This is a genomic window from Nocardia terrae, from assembly GCF_009760405.1.
Lineage (GTDB): Bacteria > Actinomycetota > Actinomycetes > Mycobacteriales > Mycobacteriaceae > Nocardia > Nocardia terrae.
In genome coordinates this window covers 107,164-129,232 of the sequence record NZ_WRPP01000009.1, presented here as the reverse complement: position 1 = coordinate 129,232, position 22,069 = coordinate 107,164, and the positions used below count along the sequence as shown (strand labels likewise).

Annotated in this window: 21 protein-coding genes and 1 pseudogene; 20 read left to right on the top strand and 2 right to left on the bottom strand. The window is 69.2% G+C overall.

Going from position 1 to position 22,069, the window contains the following annotated elements:
• Positions 1-13 precede the first annotated feature (13 nt).
• The 20 genes and pseudogenes from GPX89_RS34995 (at position 14) to GPX89_RS34905 (ending at position 20,738) form a co-directional block, all read left to right on the top strand.
• Entirely contained in the window at positions 14-1,471 is a 1,458-nt protein-coding gene (locus GPX89_RS34995) for an aldehyde dehydrogenase family protein (protein ID WP_157392028.1), read from the top strand.
• Positions 1,468-2,718 (top strand): NAD(P)/FAD-dependent oxidoreductase, encoded by a 1,251-nt coding sequence (locus tag GPX89_RS34990; RefSeq protein WP_157392027.1) that lies wholly within the window; start codon positions 1,468-1,470, stop codon positions 2,716-2,718. The genes GPX89_RS34995 and GPX89_RS34990 overlap by 4 nt, the downstream gene beginning before the upstream one ends.
• Before the next feature lie 22 nt (positions 2,719-2,740).
• Entirely contained in the window at positions 2,741-3,742 is a 1,002-nt protein-coding gene (locus tag GPX89_RS34985; protein WP_157392026.1) for a proline racemase family protein, read from the top strand.
• Positions 3,743-3,879: 137 nt separating this feature from the next.
• A complete protein-coding gene (locus tag GPX89_RS34980; RefSeq protein WP_157392025.1) occupies positions 3,880-4,320 on the top strand; it encodes a cobalamin-dependent protein in 441 nt (146 codons plus the stop codon).
• Positions 4,321-4,331: 11 nt separating this feature from the next.
• A complete protein-coding gene (locus tag GPX89_RS34975) occupies positions 4,332-5,714 on the top strand; it encodes a SidA/IucD/PvdA family monooxygenase (RefSeq protein ID WP_157392024.1) in 1,383 nt (460 codons plus the stop codon).
• On the top strand, positions 5,711-7,099 hold the full coding sequence (locus GPX89_RS34970; protein ID WP_157392023.1) for an aspartate aminotransferase family protein: 1,389 nt from the start codon (positions 5,711-5,713) through the stop codon (positions 7,097-7,099). The genes GPX89_RS34975 and GPX89_RS34970 overlap by 4 nt, the downstream gene beginning before the upstream one ends.
• Before the next feature lie 22 nt (positions 7,100-7,121).
• A complete protein-coding gene (locus tag GPX89_RS34965) occupies positions 7,122-8,354 on the top strand; it encodes a fatty acid desaturase (RefSeq protein WP_157392022.1) in 1,233 nt (410 codons plus the stop codon).
• Positions 8,344-9,378 carry an amino acid kinase family protein gene (locus tag GPX89_RS34960; RefSeq protein WP_157392021.1) on the top strand — a complete coding sequence of 345 codons (1,035 nt, stop codon included), beginning with the start codon at positions 8,344-8,346 and terminating at the stop codon, positions 9,376-9,378. The genes GPX89_RS34965 and GPX89_RS34960 overlap by 11 nt, the downstream gene beginning before the upstream one ends.
• Complete coding sequence (locus GPX89_RS34955) at positions 9,375-10,754, top strand: methylaspartate mutase (protein ID WP_157392020.1); 1,380 nt, start codon at positions 9,375-9,377, stop codon at positions 10,752-10,754. The genes GPX89_RS34960 and GPX89_RS34955 overlap by 4 nt, the downstream gene beginning before the upstream one ends.
• On the top strand, positions 10,748-11,812 hold the full coding sequence (locus tag GPX89_RS34950) for an aspartate-semialdehyde dehydrogenase (RefSeq protein WP_157392019.1): 1,065 nt from the start codon (positions 10,748-10,750) through the stop codon (positions 11,810-11,812). Before GPX89_RS34955 ends, GPX89_RS34950 begins: the two co-directional genes overlap by 7 nt.
• Positions 11,809-13,029 (top strand): MFS transporter, encoded by a 1,221-nt coding sequence (locus GPX89_RS34945; protein WP_157392018.1) that lies wholly within the window; start codon positions 11,809-11,811, stop codon positions 13,027-13,029. Before GPX89_RS34950 ends, GPX89_RS34945 begins: the two co-directional genes overlap by 4 nt.
• The gene (locus GPX89_RS34940) at positions 13,013-13,651 is read left to right on the top strand and encodes an FMN-binding negative transcriptional regulator (RefSeq protein WP_157392017.1); all 639 of its coding nucleotides are present in this window, start codon (positions 13,013-13,015) and stop codon (positions 13,649-13,651) included. The genes GPX89_RS34945 and GPX89_RS34940 overlap by 17 nt, the downstream gene beginning before the upstream one ends.
• Positions 13,652-13,654: 3 nt before the next feature.
• Entirely contained in the window at positions 13,655-13,942 is a 288-nt protein-coding gene (locus GPX89_RS34935) for a YciI family protein (protein ID WP_157392016.1), read from the top strand.
• Positions 13,933-15,414, top strand: a complete 1,482-nt coding sequence (mqo, locus tag GPX89_RS34930; protein ID WP_407939527.1) for a malate dehydrogenase (quinone) — start codon at positions 13,933-13,935, stop codon at positions 15,412-15,414. Before GPX89_RS34935 ends, mqo begins: the two co-directional genes overlap by 10 nt.
• A gap of 124 nt (positions 15,415-15,538) precedes the next feature.
• Positions 15,539-16,450: a dihydrodipicolinate synthase family protein gene (locus GPX89_RS34925; protein ID WP_157392015.1), complete on the top strand. Its 912-nt coding sequence runs from the start codon at positions 15,539-15,541 to the stop codon at positions 16,448-16,450.
• Positions 16,451-16,499: 49 nt separating this feature from the next.
• The gene (locus GPX89_RS34920) at positions 16,500-16,814 is read left to right on the top strand and encodes a (2Fe-2S)-binding protein (RefSeq protein ID WP_157392014.1); all 315 of its coding nucleotides are present in this window, start codon (positions 16,500-16,502) and stop codon (positions 16,812-16,814) included.
• Positions 16,811-17,731, top strand: a pseudogene (locus GPX89_RS34915) (NAD(P)/FAD-dependent oxidoreductase); the annotation flags it as partial. The gene GPX89_RS34920 and the pseudogene GPX89_RS34915, both read left to right, overlap by 4 nt.
• Before the next feature lie 199 nt (positions 17,732-17,930).
• Positions 17,931-18,239: a (2Fe-2S)-binding protein gene (locus tag GPX89_RS46355; protein WP_407939526.1), complete on the top strand. Its 309-nt coding sequence runs from the start codon at positions 17,931-17,933 to the stop codon at positions 18,237-18,239.
• Positions 18,239-19,240, top strand: a complete 1,002-nt coding sequence (locus tag GPX89_RS34910; protein ID WP_157392012.1) for a proline racemase family protein — start codon at positions 18,239-18,241, stop codon at positions 19,238-19,240. The genes GPX89_RS46355 and GPX89_RS34910 overlap by 1 nt, the downstream gene beginning before the upstream one ends.
• Positions 19,241-19,367: 127 nt before the next feature.
• Entirely contained in the window at positions 19,368-20,738 is a 1,371-nt protein-coding gene (locus GPX89_RS34905) for an amino acid permease (protein WP_407939524.1), read from the top strand.
• Positions 20,739-20,815: 77 nt separating this feature from the next.
• Here GPX89_RS34905 and GPX89_RS34900 read toward each other — a convergent pair whose 3' ends face one another.
• Positions 20,816-21,292, bottom strand: coding sequence for a nitroreductase family deazaflavin-dependent oxidoreductase (locus GPX89_RS34900; protein WP_328602646.1), 477 nt, complete (start codon positions 21,290-21,292; stop codon positions 20,816-20,818).
• A 34-nt stretch (positions 21,293-21,326) separates the two neighbouring features.
• Positions 21,327-22,037 carry an SRPBCC family protein gene (locus GPX89_RS34895; protein WP_157392010.1) on the bottom strand — a complete coding sequence of 237 codons (711 nt, stop codon included), beginning with the start codon at positions 22,035-22,037 and terminating at the stop codon, positions 21,327-21,329.
• Positions 22,038-22,069: the final 32 nt, after the last annotated feature.

Genomic DNA, 22,069 nt, shown 5'->3' with positions numbered 1-22,069 from the left:
GGAGTACTACGCGATGACCGTCACGATCCTGCCCAGCGCCGACTCGACGGCGGAGGAGGTCGACGCCGCCGTCGAAGCCGCGGCCGCCGCCGCGGCGCCCTGGGCGGACACGTCCGCGGGTGACCGCGCCCGGCTGCTCGACACCGTCGCGGACCGGCTCGACTCCCACGCCGCCGAGCTCATCCGGCTCGCCGTGCTCGAAACACGGCTCGCCGAGGCGCGGCTGCGAGCCGAGTTGCAGCGCACCAGCTTCCAGCTGCGCCTGTTCGCCCGGGCAGTCGTCGACGGCGGCTTCCTGGACGTGCGCGTCGACACCGCGGACGCGCGGTGGCCGATGGGCGTACCGCGACCGGACCTGCGCCGGATGAACATTCCGCTGGGCCCGGTGCTCAATTTCGCCGCGAGCAACTTCCCGTTCGCGTTCTCGGTCGCCGGGGGCGATACCGCCTCTGCGTGGGCGGCGGGATGCCCGGTCGTCGTCAAGGCCAATCCCGGCCATCCGGCGCTGTCCCGTGCGGTCGGAGCGCTCATTGACGAGGCGATCGCCGAATGCGGCGCTCCCCGTGGCCTTTTCGGGATGGTCTTCGGCCGCGACGCCGGTGTGCGAGCGCTGGCCCGTCCCGCCGTCGCCGCCGTCACCTTTACCGGATCCACGGCCGGTGGGCGGGCGCTGTACGACCTGGCCTGCGCACGGCCGGTCCCGATCCCCTTCTACGGCGAACTCGGATCGATCAATCCGGTGTTCGTGACCGCCGAGGCGGCGCGCACCCGGGCCGGGGAGATCGCCTCGGGACTGCTGACCGCGGTCAGTTCGAGTGCGGGGCAACTGTGTACCAAGCCCGGCCTGGTCGCGGTGCCCGAGGACTCCACGGTGGTGGCCGAACTGCTCGCCGCACCGCCGCCCCCGACCGGCGAGCTGCTCAACGATCAGATCGCCGAGGGATTCGCCCGTGCCCTCACGCAGGTCCGGTCGCATCCGCAGGTGCGTGTTCTGGCCGAGCCACCCGGGGCCGCCGTGCTGCTGGCGACCACCGCGCGGGCCGTGCTGGCCGACCGCGACGGCCTCATGCGCGAAATGTTCGGCCCGGCAACGCTGCTGGTGACCTACCGGGACACCGCCGAGCTGCTGGAACTGGCGCGCTCGCTGCACGGGGAGCTGACGGTGTCGATCTTCGGTGAGGGCGCCGACGAGACCACCCGCGCGCTGCTCACGGCGGCGACGGCCGCGGCCGGTCGCGTGCTGTGGAACTCCTGGCCCACCGGGGTCTCGGTGACCTACGCACAACAGCACGGCGGCCCCTATCCGGCCACCACGACCCCGGCCACCACCTCGGTCGGCACCGCGGCCATGGCCCGGTTCCTGCGCCCGATCGCCTTCCAGTCGATGCCCGAGGAGCTGTTGCCACCGGCATTGCGCTCGGACAATCCGCTCGGCGTGCCGCGTTCGGTGGACGGGGCGCGGCCGCAATGACTCTCGACTCCTCGACCCTCGATGCCGCCGACATCGGCTCGCTGCCCGGCGTCGGCGTGCTGATCATCGGCGCGGGCATCATCGGCTGCGCGATCGCGGACCGGCTCGCCCTGGCGGGCGCGTCGGTGCGGATCTGCGAGGCGGGCGGGCTCGCCTCGGGAACCACCGCGCACGGCGAGGGCAATGTGCTCGTCTCCGACAAGGGCGCGGGACCGGAGCTGGAGCTCTCCCGGCTGTCGCGGCGACTGTGGCCCGAGGTGCTGGCCCGCATCGCCCGGACCATGCCCGAGGAGGCCGCGGCCGTCGAATGGGATCCCAAGGGCGGCATCGTCGTCGCCACCGACGCGGCCGGGGCCGCCGCCCTGGCGGACTTCGCGGCCGGGCAGCGCGCGGTCGGATTGCACTGCGAAGATCTCGACGCGGACCAGTTGGCACAGGCCGAACCCGCGTTGACCCGGGATGTGACCGGGAGCGTCCACTACCCCGACGACGCTCAGGTCCAGCCCGTCGGCGCGGCGGCGGCCCTGATCGGGTCCGCCGCCGCGGCCGGAGCCGTCATCGAAACCCGCTGTGTGGTCACCGGATCCATCGTGCGTGACGGACGGCTGATCGGCGTGCGGACCAGCCGGGGGCCGCGCTACGCCGAGGTGGTCATCAATGCGGCCGGACCGTGGTCGGGCCGGGTCGCGCAGCGGCTCGGCGCACCGATCGCGGTTCGCACCCGCCGCGGTGACGTCCTGATCACCGCGCCCATGCCGCCCACCGTCTTCCACAAGGTCTACGACGCGGATTACGTGGGCGCGGTGGGCAGTTCGGAGGCCGAGCTGCAATCCTCGGCCGTCATCGAATCCACCCACGGCGGGCCGATCCTGCTCGGTTCGTCCCGGCGCGAGTGCGGTTTCGACAACCGGCTGCGGCCCGACAGCATGGCGGCCATCGCGCGGCGGGCGCTGCGCCTGTATCCGGTGCTGGCCGACGCGGCGATCATGCGGGCGTACGGCGGTTTCCGCCCGTTCTTCGCCGACCATCTCCCGGTGATCGGCCCGGACCCGCGGCTGCCCGGACTCTGGCACGCCACCGGACACGAGGGCGCGGGCATCGGGCTCTCGATCGGCACCGCGCAGGTGCTGACCCGCGCGCTCGCCGGTCGCGCCGGGGAGCTCGACATCGCGCCGTTCACCGTCGACCGGCCCGCGGTGATCGCTTCCGGCCGTATCGAATCCGATGCCGGGCACCTCCCGCTCTGAGATACCGACAAGGACAATCCCGATGCACAGCAGCAAGATCATCTCCGCGATCGACACCCATACCGAGGGCATGCCCACCCGCGTGATCACCGGCGGGGTCGGCACCGTTCCCGGCCACACCATGGCCCAGCGGCGCACCTACTTCATCGACCATCTCGACGGACTGCGCCGGCTGCTGGTCAACGAACCGCGCGGCCACGCCTCGATGAGCGGGGCGATCCTGCAACCGGCGACCACCGCCGACGGGCACTTCGGCGTGCTGTTCATCGAAGTCAGCGGACTGCTGCCGATGTGCGGCCACGGCACCATCGGCGTCGCAACCGCCCTGGTGGAGGCGGGCATGGTGCCGGTCACCGAGCCGACCACCGAGATCCGGCTCGACACCCCGGCCGGGCGGGTGGTGGCGACGGTGAACGTCACTGCGGGGCACGCGGATTCGGTCACGCTGCGCAATGTGCCCGCGTACTGCGACAGCCTCGACAACGAGGTCGAGGTGCCCGGGCTCGGTCCGGTCCGCTACGACCTCGCCTACGGCGGGAACTTCTACGCCATCGTGGATCCCGCCAAGCTCGGCTTACCCTTCGATCGAGCCGAACAGGCCCGGATTCTCGATGCCGGACTGCGAATCATGGCGGCCATCAACGAGTCCCGTCCTCCGGTGCACGCCGAGGACCGCGGAATCACCGGCTGCAAGCACGTGCTGTTCCTCGATCCGGACTCCGAGCCCGCGCACACCCGCAACGCCATGGCCATCCATCCCGGCTGGTTCGACCGATCCCCGTGCGGCACCGGCACTTCCGCACTGCTGGCCCGCCAGCATGCCCGCGGCCTGCTCGCCGCGGACGCGGTGCTGCGCAGCGACTCGTTCCTCGGCACCACCTTCCACGCACGCGCGATCGAGACCACGACGGTCGGCGATCATCCCGCGATCATTCCCGAGATCACCGGGCGCGCATGGCTGACCGGGACCGCCACCTACCTGCTCGACCCATCGGACCCCTTCCCCGAAGGGTTCGTCTTCTAGGCGCGAACTTGCTCCTTGCGTGGCCTAGGTCACTTCGCTAGCCTTGTGCAATGTCACACTTCACATAACACATTGAGCCGCAGATCTTTTCAAGAGAGCCGACTATGTACGCATTGCCCGGAAGTGGAAACATCGAAATGCGCGCCGGGGGGCCGGTCATTTCACCGAAAACCGTGATTCTCGGTGTCGCGGCGAGCGATTCACACGCGGTCGCGAATCACATCATTGCCCTGCATCTCGACCAACTCGGTTATCACGTCGTCAATCTCGGCCCCTGCACACCGATCTCGGAATTCGCCGAGTCCTTCGCCGCGAATCCGGATGTCATCGCCGTGGTGATCGGGTCGGTCAACGGGCATGCCGTCGAAGACGTCTCCCCGCTGCGCGCCGCCCGCGCCGCCGGCCTGCTGGACTGCCCGGTGATCGTCGGCGGCAACCTCTCGGTGGGCAGCGCCAAGACCGGAGACGAGCCGCGGCGGCTGCTCGAACTGGGTGTGGATCACGTGCTTTCGAGCATCGACGAGCTGACCCGGGTGCTGGACCGGCTGCGGGCGCGCACCCGCGGCGCGGCGGCCTGAAGGAGAACATCATGACCGCGACCGTGCACGACATGATCGGGATCGGCTTCGGGCCGGCCAATATCGCGCTGGCCGTCGCGCTCGAGGAATTGCAGCCCCGGGTGCGCCCGCTGTTCCTCGAGGCCCGCGAACGTGTGGTCTGGCAGCCGGAAATGCTGCTCGCCGGGGCGGACACCCAGAACAATCCGGTGCGCGATCTGGTGACGCCACGCAATCCGCGCAGCAAATACAGCTTTCTCAATTTCCTGTTCGAACAGGGCCGCATGCTGGAATACCTGAACCTGGGCGTGGAATTCCCGCTGCGGAAGGAATACAGCCAGTACATCGCCTGGGTGGCATCGCATTTCGCGGACCGGGTCGAATACGCCGCCGCGGTCGATTCGGTGGAGGTCGCCACCCTGCCCGACGGCGCCGAAGGCTACCGGGTCCGGCTCGCGTCCGGGGATTTCCGGCTGGCCCGGACCGTGGTGCTCGCACCGGGCCGAACACCCTACGTCCCGGCCCCTTTCGACCGCGTCGACTCCGTCCGTGTCGCCCACCTGACCAGGTACGCGGGCACCGTGGCACGCTTCGGCGGCGAGCTGGCCCGGGGCGGCCGGGTCGCGGTGATCGGCAGCAGTCAGAGCGCCGTCGAACTGACCCTCGACCTGGCCCGGCGGTTCCCCGAGGCCGAGATCGTCACCGTCACTCGCGGTTTCGGTCCTCGCATGAAGGACGTCTCCCCGTTCATGGAGGAGAGCATCATGCCGGACTTCGTCGACTACTACTTCCATGCCTCGCAGCAGAGCAAGGACGCGCTGGATCTCGATCTGCGCTACACCAACTACTCGGCCGCCGACGCCGATGTCCTGCGGGCGCTGTATCTGATGATCTACGAGCAGCGTCTGGACGGAAACCAGAAGGTGTTCCTGCGCAACAACTCCGAGGTCTCGGACGTGTCCGCGGAAGCGGACGGTATCGTGCTCACGCTGCGCGACCGCCACCGCGGTGAGTTCGCACCGGAACGGTTCGACCTGGTGCTGCTGGCGACCGGGTTCCGCAACTTCGGTCCCCGGCCCGATCAGGAACCCTATCCCCCGCTGCTGGAAAACCTCGCGCCACAGCTGCACCGCACCGACCAGGGTGCGGTGGCGGTCGGCTACGACTACCGGGTGGCCGGGGCACACGGTCACCCGCTGCCCCCGCTGTTCGTCTACAACCTGTGCGAGTCCTCGCACGGCATCTCCGACGCGGGATCGTTCAGCCTGCTGTCGCTGCGCGCGGAGACGATCGCGCGCACCGTCGCCGACCTGCTCGATCCCGCCGTCGAGGTGGCTCCGGTGTTGTTCGGCGGCGGCACTTCTCCGGTCACCGAGCCGACCGGGGGCGCAGTGTCGGGAGGGTTGCCCCGATGACCCGGCAGCTCCCCGTGCGGCCACGCGCGGCGGTCGTCACCGATCTGCCCGGCCCGCGCTCACGGCGACTCCTCGACCACCAGGATCAGGTCGAATCGTCCGCCCGTACCTATCCGCGGCACACGCCGATCGCGGTGGCGGGCGGCTCCGGCTCCTATCTGACCGATCTGGACGGCAATGTCTTCCTCGATTTCCTCTCCGGCGCAGGTGTTCTCGCCCTCGGCCACAACCATCCCGACCTGGTGGCCGCCGCGCACCGTCAGCTCGACATCCACCCGCATCTGCTCGACTTCCCGACACCGGCCAAACAGGAGTTCACCGACCGGCTGATCGGGCTGCTGCCCGTGTCGATGCGGGACCGCACCAGGATCCACTTCTGCGGTCCGACCGGAGCCGACGGCATCGACGCCGCGGTGAAACTGTGCAAGACCGCCACCGGCCGCGGCGACGTCATCGCCTTCCATGGCGGGTTCCACGGCAGCACCCAGAGCACGATCGCGCTCACCGGACTGCGCGGGTCCAAGGAGCACCTCTCGAATCTGCTTCCGGGAGTGGCGTTCTTCCCCTACTCCTACTGCTACCGATGCCCGCTCGGGCTGGCGCCGGACACGTGCGCGATCAATTGCGCGCAGTACCTGGAGAACATGCTCGCCGATCCGAACGGCGGGGTGCGCAGGCCCGCGGCCGTGGTCATGGAGCTGGTCCAGGGTGAGGGCGGGGTGATCCCGGCGCGCCGAGAATTCGCCGAGCGGGTCCGGAAGATCACCGCCGCCCACGACATTCCGCTGATCGTGGACGAGGTGCAGACCGGATGCGGGCGCACCGGCACCTGGTTCGCCTTCGAGCAGTACGGCATCGAACCCGATGTGATCGTCGCGTCCAAGGCCCTCGGCGGCGGCCACCCGGCCTCGGTCATCCTCTACGACCGGCGACTGGACGGCTGGTCGCCCGGCGCGCACACCGGCACCTTCCGCGGCAATCAGCTCGCCTTCGCCGCCGGCGCGGCGCTGATGGAGGTGGTGGCGCGGGACGGCGTGCTGGACAACGTCGTCGAGGTCGGCGCGCTGCTGCGCGAGGGCCTGCTCGCGCTGCGCTCTCGGTATCCCTTCCTCGGTGAGGTCCGGGGGCTCGGATTGATGCTCGGCGTGGAGCTCACCGCGCTGGGTTCCCGGTCGTCCGCCGAAGTGGCACAACGGCTTCGGTCGGCGGCGTTGCGCCGCGGGCTGCTCTTCGAGCTGGCCGGGCGCGACGACAATGTCGCGCGGTTCCTGCCGCCGCTGACCCTCGGCCGCGACGAAGCCGCCGAGGCGCTGGAAATCCTGGGCGCGGCCTGTGCGGAGGTCGCCGCCCGCTCCGCCACCGGCCCTGCCGGTGGACACGAATGAACATCTCAGAAGGGAGCCCACGATGGTCACATCAACGGGCGACACTCCCCCGATCACCCTGGATAACGAAGCCGAGTCGGCCGCGATTCGCGCCTCCTACCAACGATTCCCACACTGGACCCAGCATCTGTGGACCTGGATCACCGGCAAGGCCCTCCCCGGTCAGCAACCCCTGATCCGGCTGAACCCGGTCACCTACCTGATCTGCGATCTGATCGTACTGGCCGCCGGTATCGCGTCGGCCTGGTGGATCGTTGCCGACGAAGTGTCATGGCTGTGGCTGCTGCTACCGCTGTGCTGGGTGCTGAGCACCTCGGCCTCGCGGGTGTGTTCCACCGTGATCGCCCACCACGCGATCCACGTCCGCTTCACCCACAAGATCCACCGCGACCGCATGATCCACCAGGTCTTGTCCACGCTGGTATGCACCGACGACGCCGACCAGTACTACGAAGACCACATCAACCTGCACCATCGCAAGGAAACCTTCGCCACCATCGCCGATCCCACCATCCAGCACCTGCTGCAGCTGCGGTTCCGGCCGGGCATGAGCGAGCGCGCGCTGTGGCGGCGGCTGGCGATCGTGATCGTCTCCCCCAAGTTCCACGCCGAATTCCTCTACACCCGTCTCGCCCAGAACCTGTGGCGCTGCGCGAACTACCGCAAGGTGATGGGCGCGGTGTATCTGGCCGCGATCGCCGCAGTGGTGACCTGGACGGGCACGTGGCCGGAATTCGCACTGGCGGTGCTGATTCCGCTGGTTCCGCTGTATCACGTCGTCGCGCTGCTGGAATTCCTCAGCGAGCACGCGTGGTTCAAGGCCAAGGACCTTCGCCTGTCCGGCCGTGCCTTCCATGTCTCGCACTCCTGGGGGCGATTCAGCGGTGACCCCCTGCCCGAACCCGGACAGCCGCTGCTGACCGCCCTGCGCGCCTGGACCCGCTGGATTCTTCGAATGACCTTCTACCACTTGCCGTCTCGTATCACGGTGGTGCCGGGCGATCTGGCCCAGCACGACTTCCACCACCGCCGTCCGTCCACCAGCGAGTGGGTGCGGGCCGGATACGCCCGGCAGTCCGACATCGATGCCGGACATCCGAAATGGCCCGCATACACCGATGTCTGGGGCCTGGGGAACTCGATCGGCAAGGTCTTCGAGATTCTCGCCAACGAGCAGCCCACCGAATGGGGACTGTCCGGCGAGAAGCGGCGCGGCAAGACGCCCACCACGGTCGAGGTACGCCGTGCCGGATAGCGAATACGACATCGCGGTCGCGAAATTCGGCGGATCCTGCTTCCTCGACCTCGCCGACTACACCGCCGTGGCCGGATATCTCAGCCACTCCGTGGGCGAGCGGCCGGACCGGCGCGTGGTGGCCGTGGTCAGCGCCATGTCGGGCACCACCGGGCGGCTGCTCGAGGCGGCGCGGTCGATCGATCCGGAACTCCGGGCACAAGCCCAGGACCACATTCTGGCCACCGGCGAAATGGTCAGCGCCAGTTTCCTGCGCGCCGCACTCGACGCGCGGGGCTGCCCGGCCGTCGAATTATGGGCCGGGCAGAACGGGCTCGGCAGCGACGGACAGGCCACCCGGGCATCGATCGTCTCGATGGACGCCCGGCCACTCCTGGACGCCCTGCGACACCATCGCGTGGTGGTCGTCGCGGGCGGTCAGGCCACCGACTCGACCGGGCAGGTCACCATGCTCGGGCGCAACAGCTCCGATCTGACCGCGGTGGCCATCGCCGCCATGCTGGGCCTGGATCGGTGCGAGATCTTCTCCGACGTGCCGGGCGTGTTCACCGCCGATCCCTACATCGTGCCCGCGGCCGAACTCATGCCCGAGCTCGGCTATCGGCAGTGCGCGGCGATGTCGGCGGCCGGTGCCAAAGTGCTGCACCAGGATTCGGTCCGGCTGGCCGAGACACACGGTGTGCGCATCGAATGCCGGGCACTGACGCCCGCCGATGCCGGCGGCGCGCTGGTCGCGGCCACCGGCACCGTGGTCGGCGTGGGACGCGGGCGCACCGCGGTGGTCACCCGTCGGCGTCTCACCGACGGATACGGACTGGTGTCGGTGATCGACGCCGACGGCGGCGCACAGACCACCGTCGTCCCGCTGCCGGAGCTGGATTCGCTCGCCAACGCCCTGCACGCGCGGATCAGCGGAAGCTCCACTCCGGCCGCCCGATTCGCCGGAGAGAAACGCCGATCGAGCCACAGCGATCTGCTCACCCGGTCCGGGGGCCCGCACGGTGACGGCGGTGACCGGACGTGATCGTCGCCGAATTGCCCGATATCGCCTCCTCTCTGGCCTACATCCGGTCCCTGGGCAAGCCGACGGTCGCCCAGCTGCTCGACGAGGCATCCACTCGCGCAAGACCTTTGATCCAGCCGCGCTGCGGAGTCGGCGGCCACGAGGCGATGCGCGCGCTGCTGACCGGCCTGCAGGCCACGGCCGCACCGGATATCGCGACGGTCACCGTCGACTCGCACACCCGGCTGCTGCGATTCGACAGTGTGCGCGCCGCGTTGGCCGCCGATCCGGCGAGCCTCAATGGCTATCCGCTGATCAACCACGGCTGGCGACTGGGCCGCGAACTGAACGAGGCGGTGGCCGCGCCGATTCAGCTCAGGCACGGTTCGCCGGATGCCCGGCAGTTGTTCGCGGTGAGCATCGCCTCGGGATTCACCTCGTTCGAGGGCGGCGGCATCGGCTACAACGTGCCCTACGCCAAGGACGTTCCGATCACCGCGTCGCTGCGCTCCTGGCAAGAGATCGACCGGATCGCCGGGGAGATCACCGCCGCCGGGGTGACCGTCGACCGGGAGCTGTTCGGCACCCTCACCGGGGTGCTCATGCCGCCCTCGATCTGCCTGGCCACCACCCTGCTGGAGGCGGTACTGGCCGCGGCACAAGGGGTTCGGTGCCTGTCCATCTCCTATCCGCAGGGCGGTCACCCCTGGCAGGACCTGGCCGCACTGCGGGCGATCACCACCCTGGCCGCCCACTATCTGGCCGACCGGCCCGAGGTGCGGGTCCACACGGTGCTGCATCAGTTCATGGGTGTCTTTCCCGCCGACCGGGATCGCGCCGTCGAGCTGATCATCTACGGCGGACTGATCGCGGCGCGCGGACGGGCGGCCAAGGTCATCACCAAGTCGCCCGCGGAGGCCAGCGGCATTCCGACCATGGCCGAGAACGCCGTCGGGATGGTCGCGGCCCGCTTCGGGACCGGACCGTCGTTCGACTGGTTCGAGCTCGACGAGGAAGCGATCACCCGCGAGCAGAGCGCGATCGAACGCGAGGTGCGCGAGCTGATCGACCCGGTACTCGACGCTCCCGATCCGATCGACTCCATCGGTCGAGCCTTCGCCGACGGCAGGCTGGATGTTCCGTTCCCTGCCAGTCGGTTCGTGCGGGGCGAGGTGATCTCCTGCCGCGACGGGCAGGGCGCGATTCGCTTCGCGCGCTTCGGGAACCTGCCGTTCGGGGCGCGCACCCGCCGCGCCAACGACGAGCGCTTGGACCGGCCCGCGAGCTCGCCGATCGACAGTGCCGGGCTGGTGCGGGACGTGGAGTACTTCGCACGCCCCGCCGATCCGGACCCACTGCGCTGGATGCGCCCGACCGCGGGAGTCCGGACATGCTGAGTACGAACGGGTTTCGAGTGGGCATCGTCGGCGCGACCGGTCTCGTCGGTGCGGTGCTGCGCCGGGTACTGACCGAACGCGACTTCCCGGTCGCGCGGATGCGCTACTTCGCCTCCGCGCGATCGGCGGGCACGCGGTTGCCCTGGCACCCCGGCGAGGACATCGCCGTCGAGGACGTGGCCGACGCCGACCCGGCCGGACTCGATTTCGCGATCTTCTCGGCGGGCGGCGACATTTCGCGCATCCATGCGCCACGGTTCGCGGCGGCCGGTGCGATGGTCATCGACAACTCGTCGGCCTGGCGACTGGATCCGCAGGTGCCGCTGGTGGTCAGCGAGGTCAACCCGCACGCCGCGCATACCGCGCCCAAAGGCATCATCGCCAACCCGAACTGCACGACCATGGCCGCGATGCCGGTGCTGGCCCCGCTGCATCGGCGGGCCGGACTGATCCGGCTGACGGTGAGCAGCTATCAGGCGGTCTCCGGTGGCGGCTTCACCGGGCTCGGGGAGCTCACCGCCGGTGTCGCCGCCGGCCGAGCCGGGGCCCTGGCCTTCGACGGTGCCGCGGTGGACTTCCCCGAGCCGGTGCGGTTTCCCGCCCCGATCGCCTTCAACGTGATTCCCTTGGCTGGCAGCCTCGTCGACGACGGATCCCTCGAGACCGACGAGGAACAGAAGCTGCGCCACGAGAGCCGCAAGATCCTCGGCCTGCCGGATCTCCGGGTGGCGGCCACCTGCGTGCGGGTGCCCGTGTACACCGGTCACTCGCTGACGGTGCACGCCGAGTTCGCCGAGCCGATCACGCCCGCGCAGGCCACCGAATTGCTCGCCGCCGCACCGGGGGTGCGGTTGTGCGCGCTGCCGACGCCGCTGGCGGCGACGGGCCGCGATCCCAGTTTCGTCGGACGCATCCGGCAGGACCGCAGCGTCGAGCACGATCGCGGGCTGGTGTTGTTCATCAGCGCGGACAACCTTCGAAAAGGCGCGGCGCTCAATGCCGTTCAGATCGCCGAGCTCCTCGCGGCCGACCTCCGCAGCCGGGCGGGATCCTCATGAACAGAACGTCGACCGTGCCGATGTGGGCGATCTCGGTGACCGTATTCCTGGTCGCGCTGAACCTGCGTCCCGCCATCACCGCGATCGCGCCTGTGGCCACACTCATCCGCGCCGATGAGCACACCGACTCGGCGACCATCGGAATGCTCAGCGCCGCACCGATATTGGTATTCGGCCTGCTGTCTTCGTTCGCCTCCAGGCTCGGGACGCGGCACGGCTTTCAGACCGTCATCGCGTACGCGCTACTGGTGCTGGCCGCCGGGTTCTGCCTGCGCCTGCTGCCGGGACTGGTCCCGATGTTGTGGGGCATGGTCGTGATCGGGGCCGGGATCACCGGATTGAACGTGCTGCTGCCCGCCTACATCAAAGGACACCCACCGCACCGGCGCGGACCGCTGATGGGCATCTACACCGTCTGCCTGTATCTGGGACCGGCACTGACAGCCGCTGTGACACTGCCGATCTCACGGGGCCTCGACTCGTGGAGGCTGGGCCTGTTCGTGTGGGTCGGCCTGGTGGTGCTCGCGGCACCGGCCTGGCTGGCGCTGCGCCGCCGCGAGGGGAATACGGGAACCGCCGCCGTACGGTCGGCGGCCACCGTCTCCTCGGTCATCTATCAACCCCTCACCTGGGCGATCGTGGCGTTCTTCTCGATCATGTCCGTGCTGTTCTTCACCATCGCCGGATGGCTGCCCAACATCCTGATCCAGGCCGGGCACGGCAGCGGCAGTGCCTCGGTGCTGCTGGCCCTCACGGAAGTGACGGCCATCCCCTGCGCGCTGGGCGTATCGATCGCCATTCACCGCACCCGCAGCCAAGTGTGGGCGACGGTACTGGGCCCGGCCCTGCTGCTCGCCGGGACCGTCGCCATCGCGCTGCGACCCGACGGCTGGACCCCGCTGTGGATGGTCATCTTCGGGGCCGGGCTCGGAATCGCGGGCGGCGCCTCGTTCTCCCTGCCGCTGCTGCGTACCCGCAGCGCCGCCGAGGCCGCCCTGGTCGCCGGCGTCACCCAGACGGTCGGGTATTCGCTGTCCGCGGTCGGCCCGGTCGGAGCCGGTGCGCTGCACGACCTTTCGGGCTCCTGGGGCCCGGTGCTGGCCGTCCTCGCCGTGTTCATCGTCGTCCAGGGCGTGGCCGGCGCCTACGCCGGACGCAGCGTATTCATCGAAAGTCCTCGAGAAGAAGGATCACATGTCAGTGTCGAACAATTCTGATGCGCACCGGGCCCTGTATCCGCCGCGGGTGCATCTCGAAACGGACGAGGGAAAGTCGATGCGCGTCATGGAGGCGTATCCGTTCGCCACCATGCTGTCCGCGCCGAATGCCGACGAGATCGTGGCCACCAATCTGCCGCTGGTCCTGAATCGGGAACGCGGGCCGCACGGCACGCTGTTCGGTCATCTCGACAGCGCGAATCCGCATGCGCGACTGCTCGACGGGCGGCCGGTGACCGTCTTGTTCCACGGGCCCAACGCCTATCTGTCGCCGAAGGTGCTCACCGGAAATCCATTGCCGACCTGGAATTCGATCAGCGTCCACGTCCGGGGCACCGCGACGCTGCTGCGGGATCGCACCCAGTTGCTCGACGGCATAGCCAGCATTTCCGAGAGGTCCGATCCCCACGATTACGAGCTCGATTACTCCCATCCCCGGATCGCCCAGATCATCGGCCGCGTCACCGGATTCGAGATTCGGATCCACGAGATCATCGGCCGATTCAAGGTCTCCCAGGATCTGGACGCGGACAATCGCGCGCGGGCGGCCGAGGCGATGGCCGTGGTTCGCCACGCCGACGAACGGGCCGTCATCGAAGCGTCGTTCGGCACGGTGAGGTAGACGATGGCCATTTTCGCGGTGGAGTACGCCTACGGCCCCGCCGGGTCGGTCCAGGCGAAAAACTATGAGCGGCTCCATGTTCCGCACCTCGACTGGGTCAAGGGTCGCTACGAGGAGAACCGGATCCACCTCGCCGGGCGGTACGCGGACCTGTCGGGAGCCCTGTTCGTGGTGGAAGCCGAGGACGAGGCCACGGTCCGGGAGCTGTTCGCGGGTGACCCCTTCGCCACCGAGGATGTCCTCACCGGCATGCGGGTGCTGCCGTGGAGCGTCAGATTCGGGTGGCTGTGACCGAGCATGTCGATGTCGCCATTATCGGGGCGGGCATCATGGGCGCGACCTTCGGCGCGATCGTCCGAATGGTGCAGCCCGACTGGTCGATCGCGGTATACGAGCGATTGAACGATGTCGCACAGGAGAGCAGCGGGTCCTGGAACAATGCCGGGACCGGGCACGCGGGCCTGTGCGAGCTGAACTATTCGCCGCAGCGAGCCGACGGATCCATTGACATCGCCAAAGCCATCGAGGTCAATGAGAAATTTCAGGTCTCGCGGCAATTCTGGGCCTACGCGGTCGAGCATTCGATGCTGCGCGAGCCCGGCCGGTTCATCAATGCCGTCGATCATTTCAGCTTTGTTGAGGGGGCTGAAAATGTGAAGTACCTACGGCGGCGATACGACACGCTGGCACCCAATCCCCTGTTCGCCGATCTGCGCTACAGCGCCGATCCGGACGTGCTCGCGGACCGGCTGCCGCTGATGGCCGCCGATCGCGGCGCGGCGGCGGAAACGGCCGTCAGTTGGAGCGGCGCCGGCACGGATGTCGATTTCGGGGAACTGACGCGGCAACTGCTCGAATTCCTCGGGCGCACAGCGCCGATCCATCTCGGCTGCGAGGTCACCTCGCTGGCCCGAGCCGATCCCGGGTGGCGACTGAGCCTCCGGGATCGACGATCGGGGAGACGATCCACGGTCCAGGCGCGGTTCGTGTTCGTCGGCGCAGGCGGGCGAACACTGTCGCTGCTGCGGAACGCCCGGGTACGGGCGGTGCGGCACGTGGGCGGCTTTCCGGTCTCCGCGCAGTTCTTGCGGTGCACCGATCCGGACGTGGTGCGTGCCCATGACGCCAAGGTGTTCGGGCTGCCCGCGCCGGGCGCGCCGCCCATGGCCGCGCGGCATCTCGACACCCGAATCGTCAACGGCAAGCGGGAGTTGCAGTTCGGGGCCTACAGCGGATGGTCTCCGCGATTCCTCCAACACGGTTCAGCCCTGGACTTTCCGCGATCGGTGGGCCCGGGGAACGCGATACCGCTGCTCCGGGTGGCGATCGAGAACCGGCCGCTGCTGCGGTTCCTGATCGAGGACGTCACCCAGTCGATGCGGGGCAGGCTCCGAGCGCTCCGTGCGTTCGCTCCCGGAACCGAGGCGGACGACTGGGAATCGATCACCGCCGGTCAACGCGTCCAATCCGTGTTGTCGGACGGCGGGCTGCGTTCCGGCGCACTCGAATTCGGCACCTCCGTCGCGACGGCCGACGACGGTTCGCTCGCCGGGTTCCTGGGCACGCTTCCGGGTGCGTCGGGCGCGGTGTCGGCCGTGCTGGATCTGCTCGGGCGCTGTTTTCCCGACAAGCAGGCGCAGTGGGAGCCGGTGATCCGCCGGATGATCCCGTCCCATGGTCGCGCGCTGAACTCCGATCCCGTTCTGTGCGGGGAGGTTTCGGCGTGGACCGGTTCGGCGCTCGGGCTCCGCCCGCCTGCCTGACCTGGTATCGGCAATCTCTTGCGTGACGCAGACCACTTGGCTACAGTCAGTGCAATGTCACACTTCACATAACACTTGAGGTCTCGGTGGGGAGTCCCGCACCGGGCCACAGAAGGAGACGGATATGTCCGAGACGATCGCGACGCGTGCGAGCCGGCCCTGGCACGGGGTTCTGGTCGCCACCACGCTGCCCTTCGCCGAGGACTACTCCGTGGATCACGACGCCTTCGGTGAGCAGGTCGCGTGGCTGGCCGCGAACGGCTGCCACGGTGTGAGCCCGAACGGTTCGCTGGGCGAGTACCAGACCCTGACCGACGACGAGCGGGGCGAGATCATCGCCACCGCGATCGCCGCCGCGCCCGCGGGATTCACCGTGATGCCCGGTGTCGCCGCCTACGGGGCGCTGCAGGCGCGCCGGCTCGCCGAACGAGCCGCGCTCGCCGGTGCGCAGGCGGTGATGCTGTTGCCGCCCAACACCTATCGCGGCGGACGCGACTCGATCCTCGACCACTACCGCACGGTGGCCCAGGTCGGGCTGCCGATCCTGGCCTACAACAACCCCGTCGACACCCGCATCGACCTCACCCCCGCGGTGCTCGCCGAACTGCACGCCGAAGGGTTGATCGTCGGCGTCAAGGAGTTCAGCGGCGACGTGCGGCGCTACTACGAGATCAAGGAGCTCGCACCGGATCTCGATGTGCTGGTCGGCTCCGACGATCTCGTGCTCGAGCTCGCCATCGCCGGAGCCGTCGGCTGGATCGCCGGATACGCCAACGTGATTCCGCGCTCGGCCGTCGAGCTCTACCACGCCGCGGTCAACCGGGACCTGGACAAGGCGCTGCCGATGTACCGCGAGCTGCACCGGCTGCTGCGCTGGGACTCCAAGACCGAATTCGTCCAGGCCGTCAAACGCTCGATGGATCTGGCCGGGCGCCGCGGCGGCATCGCCCGCCCGCCGCGCCTGCCGCCCGGTCCGGACCTGCGGGCCCGCATCGACGCCGACACCCGCGCGGTCCTCGCCCTGGGCCACCGCTAGGCCCTCGCACCCGCCCACGCATCCCGCCCCACCCGAGAGAGATATTTCGTTGAGCCCCAGCATTATTCCCCCGGCCACCGATCCGGTCGGCCGCGACGACCGGCCGCTGTCGATCACCGTGGACGGCGCCGTCGTCGCGGGGGTGCACGGACAGACCCTGGCCTCGGTACTCCTGGCGGGCGGGCGCCCGCAGTGGCGCACCGCGCCCACCGGCGGCGCGCGCGGCGTCTTCTGCGGCATCGGTGTGTGTTTCGACTGTGTGGCGACCGTGAACGGCGTGCCGGACGTGCGATTGTGCCGGCGTCCGGCCCGCGACGGCGACGCCGTCACCACACAGTCGCGCTGGCCCGGAGACGTGCGATGACCCGGCATGTGGTGGTGATCGGCGGCGGCCCCGCCGGTGCCGCGGCGGCCGAATCCGCACTGCGGCACGGGGCGCGGGTGACGCTGATCGACTCCAATGAACAACTCGGCGGCCAATACAACCGCAGAATTCCCGCCGACTACCGAGTGCGGCGACCGCTGAGCATCGGGCACGGATACGCCGACGCCGACTACCGGGCGCGGTTTCTGGCCGGTCATCCCCGGTGTGAATGGCTGGCATGGGCCTCGGTCTATCAGATCGAACAGCACGCGGACGGCAGCTGCCCCGCGGTGCGGGTGCTGCAGGGCCCGGAAGGTGAACAGCGCACCCTGCGTGTGGTCCAGGGCGACGCGCTGGTGATCGCGACCGGCGCCTACGACCGGGTGTGCCCTTTCCCCGGCTGGGACCTGCCCGGCGTCTATACCGCCGGTGCCGCACAGACTTTGGCGAAGACCCAGCGCGTTCTCGTCGGCCGGTCGGTGCTGCTGTCGGGCACCGGTCCGTTCCTGCTGCCGGTCGCGCAGTCGCTGGCCGTGGGTGGTGCGACGGTGACCGCGGTACTGGAAGCGAATCCGGGTCGGCACATCCTGCGTCATTGGGGCGCGCGACCCTGGGAGCTGCGGCACAGCCTCGGCAAGGCCGGTGAGCTGATCGAATACGCGGTGTGCGGTGTGCGGCACAGGATTCCGCTGCGCACCTCGTCGGCGGTGATCGCGGTGGCCGGTGACGGGCGGGCGGAGGAGGCCACGATCGCCCGACTGGACGAGAACTGGACACCGATTCCGGGCAGCCGGACCACGGTCGCGGTGGACGCGGTCGCGGTCTCGCACGGGTTCACCCCGCAGCACGAACTCGCCCTCGCCGCCGGTGCTCGACTCGATCCCGGCGGGTTCGTACGCGTCGACCACACCCAGCGCACGACCGCCGAGAATGTCTGGGCGGCAGGGGAAATCACTGGAATCGGAGGCGCTCAGGTCTCCGGTGTCGAGGGTGCGGTGGCCGGAATCGCCGCCGCCGGTGGCGACCCCACCGCGGATCGGGCGCTGACCGCCCGCCATCGCACCGCCCAACAGTTCGTGGCCAGACTCGCAGCGGCGCACCCCCCTCCGGCCCGGCGTGCTGGGCTGGTCGCAACCCGCGACCGTGATCTGCCGCTGCGAGGGCACCACCCGCGCCGAGCTGGCCGCCGCCTGGACCCGCACCGGCGGCGACGGCTACCGGCCCGCCAAGCTCGCCACCCGCGCCGGGCTGGGTCCCTGCCAGGGCCGCATGTGCGCGGCCAATATCGATGCGCTGCGCGGACATTCCTATCCCGACGGGACGGCCGCCGACGGCCTGGCCGCCGCCACACCCGCCTGGCGTCCGCTCGCCGCGCCGGTACGGCTGCGCGAACTCGCGGAACTCGACAGTGAAGGACAGCCCTGATGCGCAGTACCCACCTGATCTCCGCCGTCGACACCCACACCGAGGGCATGCCCACCCGCGTGGTCACCGGCGGCGTCGGCACGATTCCCGGGGCCGACATGGCCGAGCGGCAGGCGTACTTCGCCGAAAACCGTGACGGATTGCGCGGAATGCTGGTCAACGAACCACGCGGGCACTCCTCGATGGTCGCCGCGATCCTGCAGCCCGCCACCACCGCCGACGGCCACTTCGGTGTCCTGTTCATCGACACCAGCGGCATGCTGCCGATGTGCGGGCACGGCAGCATCGGCGTCGCCACCACGCTGGTCGAGACCGGCATGGTGCCGGTCACCGAGCCGGTCACCGAGATTCGGCTCGACATGCCGATCGGCCGCATCGTGGCCGAGGTCGCGGTGCGCGCCGGGCACGCCGACTCGGTCACCCTGCGCAATGTGCCCGCCTTCTGCGACAGCCTCGACAACGACATCGAGGTGCCGGGGCTGGGGACCGTCCGCTACGACATGGCCTACGGCGGCAACTTCCATCCGATCATCGATCTGGGCAAGCTCGGACTGCCCTACGACCGGGCGCACAAGGACCGGATCCTCGCCGCCGGACTGCGAATCCTGGACGCCATCAACGCATCCCGGCGGCCCGTGCATCCGGAGGACGAGCGGATCTCCGGATGCAAGCACGCCATGTTCCTCGCGCCCGACTCCGAGCCCGCGCACGTCCGCAATGTCATGGCCAACTATCCCGGGTGGTCGGACCGCTCCCCCTGCGGCACCGGCACCTCGGCCCTGCTGGCCCGCCAGCACGCCCGCGGATATCTCGCCGATGACGAAGTGCTGCGCAGTGATTCGCTCATCGGCACCACCTTCCGCGCCCGTTCGGTCGCGGCCACCACCGTCGGGGACCGGCCCGCGATCGTGCCCGCGATCACCGGGCGCGCCTGGGTCACCGGCACCGCCAACTACCTGTTGGACCCCACCGATCCCTTCCCCGAGGGCTTCGTCTTCTAGCGGTCGCGCTCGCGTCCCGCTCCGTCACAACGCACGTCAGAAATACAACGCAACACCCCCTGAGAGGCCCGTCATGAGTTCCGTCGTCACCAAACCCGCGCGACCCAGATTGTCCCCCCGCGCGATGATGCGGCGAATGCCCGTAACCGTCGGCGACACCGGTGATTTCACCAAGAGCATGGGACTGTGGCAATTAGTGGCCCTCAGCCTCGGCGGGCTGGTCGGGGCGGGCGTCTTCTCGCTGGCCGGCGTGGTCGCCCACGATGTGGCGGGCCCGGCGGTCCTCGTCTCGTTCCTCATCGCCGTGGTCGGCTCCGGCGCGGCCGCGCTCTGCTACGCCGAGTTCGCGGGCATGGTGCCGCGGGCCGGGTCGGCCTACACGTATTCCTATGTGGCGCTGGGCGAGATCATCGGCTTCATGATCGGGTGGGATCTGCTGCTCGAATACACGGCCATCGTGTCGGTCGTCGCGATCGCGGTGTCGGGGTATCTGAACTACATCACCCACTACATCGGATTCGACCTGCCCACCTGGGCGCTCGGGGCCCCGGGGTCGGGGCATGGTCACAAGGTCGACGTGTTCGCGCTGCTGCTGTGCCTGCTGCTGGCCTTCCTGCTCTCGCGGGGCACCCGCGAATCCGCCCGGGTGCAAACGGGTCTCGTCGCGTTGAAGCTGCTCATCGTCGCCATCGTGGTCGTCGCGGGCGCTCTGCACATCAAGACCGGCAACTACAGCCCGTATTTCCCGTTCGGCATCGGCAGCGCGGTCTCGGGCGCGGCACTCGCGTTCTTCGCCGTCTACGGTTACGACGCCATGAGCGCCGCGGCCGAGGAATCGAGCGAGGGCAAGAAGCTCATCCCCAAGGCCATCATGATCAGCCTCGGCATCGCGGCGGTGGTCTACCTGCTGGTGTGCCTGGTCATCGTCGGCATGGTCAATTACACCGACATCAACGTGTCCTCGCCGTTCTCGAGCGCCTTCGACTCCATCGGCATGGGAATCCTGGGCCTGATCATCGCGGTCGGCGCGGTCGTGGGCGTCACCACCTCGGCGTTCGCCAATATGCTGGCCGTCACCCGCGTCGGCTTCGCCATGAGCCGCGACGGGCTGCTGCCGTCCTACTTCAGCGAATCCCGTTCCGCCCGCAAGGTTCCCACCCGGGTCATCTGGCCCGTCGGTATCGTCTCCGCGCTGATCGCCGGCTTCCTACCCATCCGCCAGGCCGCCGAACTCACCAATGTCGGCATCCTCATGGCCTTCATCGTGGTGGCCCTCGGCGTCATGCGGCTGCGCCGCACCCGCCCCGATGCCGAACGCGCCTTCCGCACCCCGTGGGTCCCCGTCGTCCCCCTCGTCGGCGTCGGCTTCTCCATCTGGCTGATCAGCCACCTCGCCTGGGTCACCTGGCTGCGCTTCGTCGTCTGGCTCGTCCTCGGCCTGGCCCTCTACCTCACCTTCGGCTACCGCAACTCCACCCTGAACAAGTCCGAAGCCTGACCCACCCTCCGAAACGCCCACAGGCCGTTGCCTCCCCGCAACGGCCTGTGGGCTGTGATCGTTCCGTCGCACCCCGGTCAACTCGCGCCGACGGCGGCCTCGTCGACCGGGATCAGTTCGAAGACCGGGTGGCGGTCGGCCTCGGCGACGAAATCGGCTGCGGCGGAGGTGACATCGGCGCTGAAGTACGGGCGGGTGGTCCGGGCCAGCGCGACATAGCGCTGCAATACCGGCCCCGCCTCCTCCGATGCCGCTTCCCTCAGACCGAAGTCGTGCACATCGGTCCTGCGGCGCAACCGAACTCGGCCCGCGGCTCGGGCATTGCGAACCCATTGCACCGGGCCGTACGGAGCCACCAGCCATCGCTTGCCGCCGTCGGTGACGACCAGAACCGGATTGGTTCGGCGTCTTCCGCTGTTGCGGCCCACCGTGGTGAGCAGATAGCAGCGCGGAAGCAACCCCATTCCGACCAGAGCATTCATCATCACGTTCTCGACGTGCCTGCCGCGTCCGGGATGGTAGACGCGCGCGGGTCGGTCCAGCGGTCCGCTCACGTCCACCTCCGAACCAGACGCACGTCTATCTTTCTCATCGGGTTTCCTGCGCGGCTCCGGCGACGGCGGTGCGCCGGTCGCCATTGGCGGATTGCCCGGGCGCAGGGGTGGTCTCGACGCGTCCGCGGAGGTTGGTGAACTGGCGGCGCTGCATGATGAAGTGCGCGGGCTCGCCGAGCAGACGGTCGAACAAGGCCATGGGAAGGCGGGGTCCGCTGCGGCCGACCGTGCGGACCACCAGGCGAGTGCGGCCGCCCGGCAGCTCGGTCAGGTGGAATGCCCAGATGCCGTCGGCGAACCTCTGCGGCAGCGGGCCGCGCGGGTCGAACGATCGCCGATTCGAGACATCGATGTCGCTGCGCAACACCAAGGTTGCGGGCCGGTCGATGGCTGCGACGGTGAAGAACAGGCCGCCGTCGGGGCTGGCGTCGATCCGGTCGCCCTCGCGCAACAGCTGCCATTGCGGCAGGATCTGCGTTGCGCTGGGGCGACCGCGATTGTCGAAAAGATCCCAGCTGTACCACCCCGCACGCTCGCTGCCCATCTGCACCAGCCAGGGCCACACCGCTTCCGGCGGTGCGGGCAGCGTGGTCGCCATGGTGGACCGCCCCGTCGGGTCGGTGATCAATTCATCCCCCGGGTAATCCGCCGCGGCTTCCTCCGCGGTCGCGCCCCAGGTCAGCATCCGATGCCGGAACGCCAGCGCCGCCGCTGCCGCCAAGGCCGGGAAGAGAATCCGTCGCATGACACCCTCCATCGAGATCCCTTCAAGCTCAG